Raw genomic sequence first — 3202 nt, 5'->3', positions numbered from 1 at the left:
GTTAGAAAAGCTGCCACGCTTGGAAATATCTCTCTGTTTAGAGTTGGACTTCCCACAATCAACCCCTTCGACTGCATAACCTCAGCCATCACTTCGGTGTAATCCGAAGCTCTAAGCTTGTATATTCTGTAAGGCACGCCCACTTCTTCAATTCCTTCGATGATTTTCTTTAACGCCTTCTCCGTGTAGCCCCACATCGAGTCGTAAGCAATTACGACTTTTCTTTCAGCCTTTCCGTTACTCCATTCCTCGTACTTCCTGACGATTTTTTCTACGTAGTCCCTCCAAATTATTCCGTGGGAGGGGCAGATCATTTCGATGTCGATTTTCTTCAGCTCTCCAAGAACTTTTTTCACCTGCTGGCTGTATGGCAGAACTATGTTCGCATAGTACTTTGCTGCTTCAAAGAAAACCCTTTCAAGCTCTTCGTTATCGAATTCCGAATCAATTATCTTTGAACTTGCGTAATGCATCCCAAAAGCGTCGTTCGGAAACAGTATTTTCTGCTCAGCCAAATACGTTGCCATGCTGTCCGGCCAGTGCACCATCGGCATCTCGATAAACGTAAGCTCTTGCTTTCCGATCTTTAATCTATCTCCAGTTTTAACAACCTCGATATCTTTTTCTATGCCGTAAGCATCCTTTAACCCCTTCTTTCCCCTCGCATTAGTGATTATCTTTGCCTCAGGATACTTTTCAAGAACTGCTTTTACAGCTCCAGCATGATCCATCTCGATGTGATTGACGACGAGATAATCGATTTTATCCGTCAGTTCTTCAAGCTTTTCAAGCAGCTCATCTTCGAATCCGAATTTTACCGTGTCGATCAAAACCACCTTCTCGTCCTTTACGAGATAAGCGTTGTAAGAAGTGCCGTAGACTGTGCTGTACCCGTGGAAGTCGCGAACGTTCCAGTCCACGACGCCTACCCAGAATACATTGTCCGCTATTTTCATTCATCTCACCTCAAAAAATAAAAAAGAAGAGCGATTACTCAATTTTTTCGAAATCTTCCTTACTCGCTCCACAAACAGGGCAAACCCAATCTTCTGGCAAATCTTCCCACTTGGTTCCCGGCGGAATGTCGTTGTCGGGATCTCCTTCATTCTCATCGTATACGTATCCACAAACCTTACACTGGTACCTCGCCATTTACTCCACCTCTATCTCTTTTTCGTTTTCCCATACCCCATGAAGGTTGCAGAAGGCACGGGCTTTAATTTTTCTCTTTCCTTCATGGGAGTGGGTAGCGGTTACCTTCACAGTAACTGATGGGGAACTCATCACCGGCTGCAGGTCGAATCTGGCTACTGGCGTGTCGTCCAAGTAAATTTCGATCCAGGCGAAATAATGCCCGTATTCGTTTGGATGCTTGACGTAAACTCCGGTTTCAACTTTAACCTCGAAAGGTTCACCAGCTTTGACTTTATCCGGAGCAGATATTACCGGAGTGTGCTTCTTCTCCAGCTCGGACATTTCATCAACGCTTTTACCAACAACGCTGTTTATCCCGCAAAACAGGTCGTTCTCGCAACTCATCTGATCACCTCAAATAAATAAGGAGAGCCCATAGATAAATCTTTCTCTTTATTTACTTTCGAGTTCAATTTTTTCAACAATGAGTGAAGATGCCAAAGCTTCCTTTTGAATTCTCCATCCGTTTATTTTCAACTTTTTCTTGTAGAGTGGAGCATTTAAAACGAGTGTTTCAAATTCCCCACCTTCTCCAGCCGGATGAATTCCGTACTTCTTACTTAATTCCATAAGTTCTTCCACGGCTTTTGAATCGATCCTTCTCCCGAGCCACTTCTCATCCAGCCCTTCAGCCGAAACCTTTACTATTATTGCTTCAAACCTTTCGGCAACCTCTCTTACAATATCCTCAGGATTTTTCTTCCACAATGGGGCAAACATCTTCAATCCGTTCTCTTCGCAGATTTTCTCGAACCTCCTTCTTTGATACTCGCTTTCAATTCCTCCTATGACTATTCCGTCCACGTTCAAATTCTCCAAAGCTTTAGCAACTTCTTCAACTTCCTTCTCCTTTTCTCCCGAAACGAAGATTTTGTAGAGAGGTTTTTCCAAACAGATGGCGATGTAATCAACCAAATCAACGTTGACGGTGTGAAACATGTAGGAGTCGGGATTTGCTGGCTTGACTGTAACTAAACAAACCACCTCATGCTTTTCACTCGCTTTGTGTAAAGCAAGCATCGAATCTTTCCCACCGGAGATGAAAGCCGCAAGCTTCATCAGAACATCCTCAGCTTGATTCCGTAACCCTCCCTAACAGCTTTCTCGTAAACTACTGAAGCTGTTGCAATGTCTTGTATCGCCAATCCGGTGGAATCGAAGATCGTCAGCTCGTTTTCCTCTCTACCCTTCTTCTTACCGGCAACGATTTCTCCAAGAGTTGCGTAGATGTTTTCGGGCTTTAGAATTCCCTTGGATATTGCCACGTTGATTTCTCCGCTGTGCAAAGCCTGAGCCATATCATCAACGACTATCTTCGCTCTTAAAAGCGTTTTCTCCTCCAATTCCTGTTTCCCGGGAGCATCGGCTCCTATAGCGTTTATGTGCAACGCTTCGATCCACTCGTCCTTTACCACCGGCTTCCTGCTCGGGGTAGTTGTTATAAGAACGTCGCACTTGCAAACTCTTTCGGCTTCCACAACTTCAACATCAATTCCAAAGGATTTGATGAAACTTGCGAAGTTTTTAGCCGTTTCACTCCTCACATCGTAAGCTCTGACAAGAGAAACGTCCATAACCTCTTTTACGGCCAGAAACTGAAACCTCGCTTGAACCCCGCACCCGATGAATCCAACACTCTCAGCATTTTTCGGTGCGAGATACTTTACAGCCACAGCTCCAGCAGCTCCAGTACGCATGTTTGTGAGGTGAGTCGCGTCCATTATGGAGAGGGGAAACCCCGTCGAAGGGTCGTTAAGAATCAAAACAGCCATAACCGTCGGCAAACCCTTCTCCGGATTTCTCGGATGGGAATTCACCCACTTTATTCCTGCTCGCTCTCCAACCTGAGCCGGCATCGCTCTCAAATCTCCTTCCTCAAAATTTAAATAAATCTTCGGAGGCATTTGAACTTTATTTTCTCCGTGAAGTCTGAAAGCGGTCTCTACAGCGGCTATTGTTTCCTCCATCGTCAAAAGACTCTCAACGTCTCTTTTTGTGAGAATAAGAG

5 protein-coding genes are annotated in these 3202 nt (G+C 44.8%); all 5 read right to left on the bottom strand.

The genetic code is table 11. The features are described from left to right. A partial coding sequence (locus F7C14_RS06675; RefSeq protein WP_290901149.1) for an FprA family A-type flavoprotein occupies positions 1-956 on the bottom strand: 956 nt, incomplete at its 3' end. Positions 957-990: 34 nt separating this feature from the next. Further along, positions 991-1152, bottom strand: a complete 162-nt coding sequence (gene rd, locus F7C14_RS06670; protein WP_290901147.1) for a rubredoxin — start codon at positions 1150-1152, stop codon at positions 991-993. Then, a complete protein-coding gene (locus F7C14_RS06665) occupies positions 1153-1539 on the bottom strand; it encodes a class II SORL domain-containing protein (RefSeq protein ID WP_290901145.1) in 387 nt (128 codons plus the stop codon). A gap of 48 nt (positions 1540-1587) precedes the next feature. Further along, positions 1588-2253 carry a TIGR00289 family protein gene (locus F7C14_RS06660; RefSeq protein ID WP_290901143.1) on the bottom strand — a complete coding sequence of 222 codons (666 nt, stop codon included), beginning with the start codon at positions 2251-2253 and terminating at the stop codon, positions 1588-1590. Next, positions 2253-3202, bottom strand: a 950-nt coding sequence (ala, locus tag F7C14_RS06655) for an alanine dehydrogenase (protein ID WP_290901141.1), incomplete at its 5' end; no start/stop codon positions are given. The genes ala and F7C14_RS06660, both read right to left, overlap by 1 nt.

Origin of the sequence: Ferroglobus sp. (genome assembly GCF_015521575.1) — an archaeon.
Taxonomy (GTDB): domain Archaea; phylum Halobacteriota; class Archaeoglobi; order Archaeoglobales; family Archaeoglobaceae; genus Ferroglobus.
This window is presented reverse-complemented; position numbering and strand designations above follow the sequence as displayed.

Coding starts and splice junctions, on each gene's coding strand:
- rd (WP_290901147.1), bottom strand. CDS start 1,152: ATGGCGAGGTACCAGTGTAAGGTTTGTGGATACGTATACGATGAGAAT.
- F7C14_RS06665 (WP_290901145.1), bottom strand. CDS start 1,539: ATGAGTTGCGAGAACGACCTGTTTTGCGGGATAAACAGCGTTGTTGGT.
- F7C14_RS06660 (WP_290901143.1), bottom strand. CDS start 2,253: ATGAAGCTTGCGGCTTTCATCTCCGGTGGGAAAGATTCGATGCTTGCT.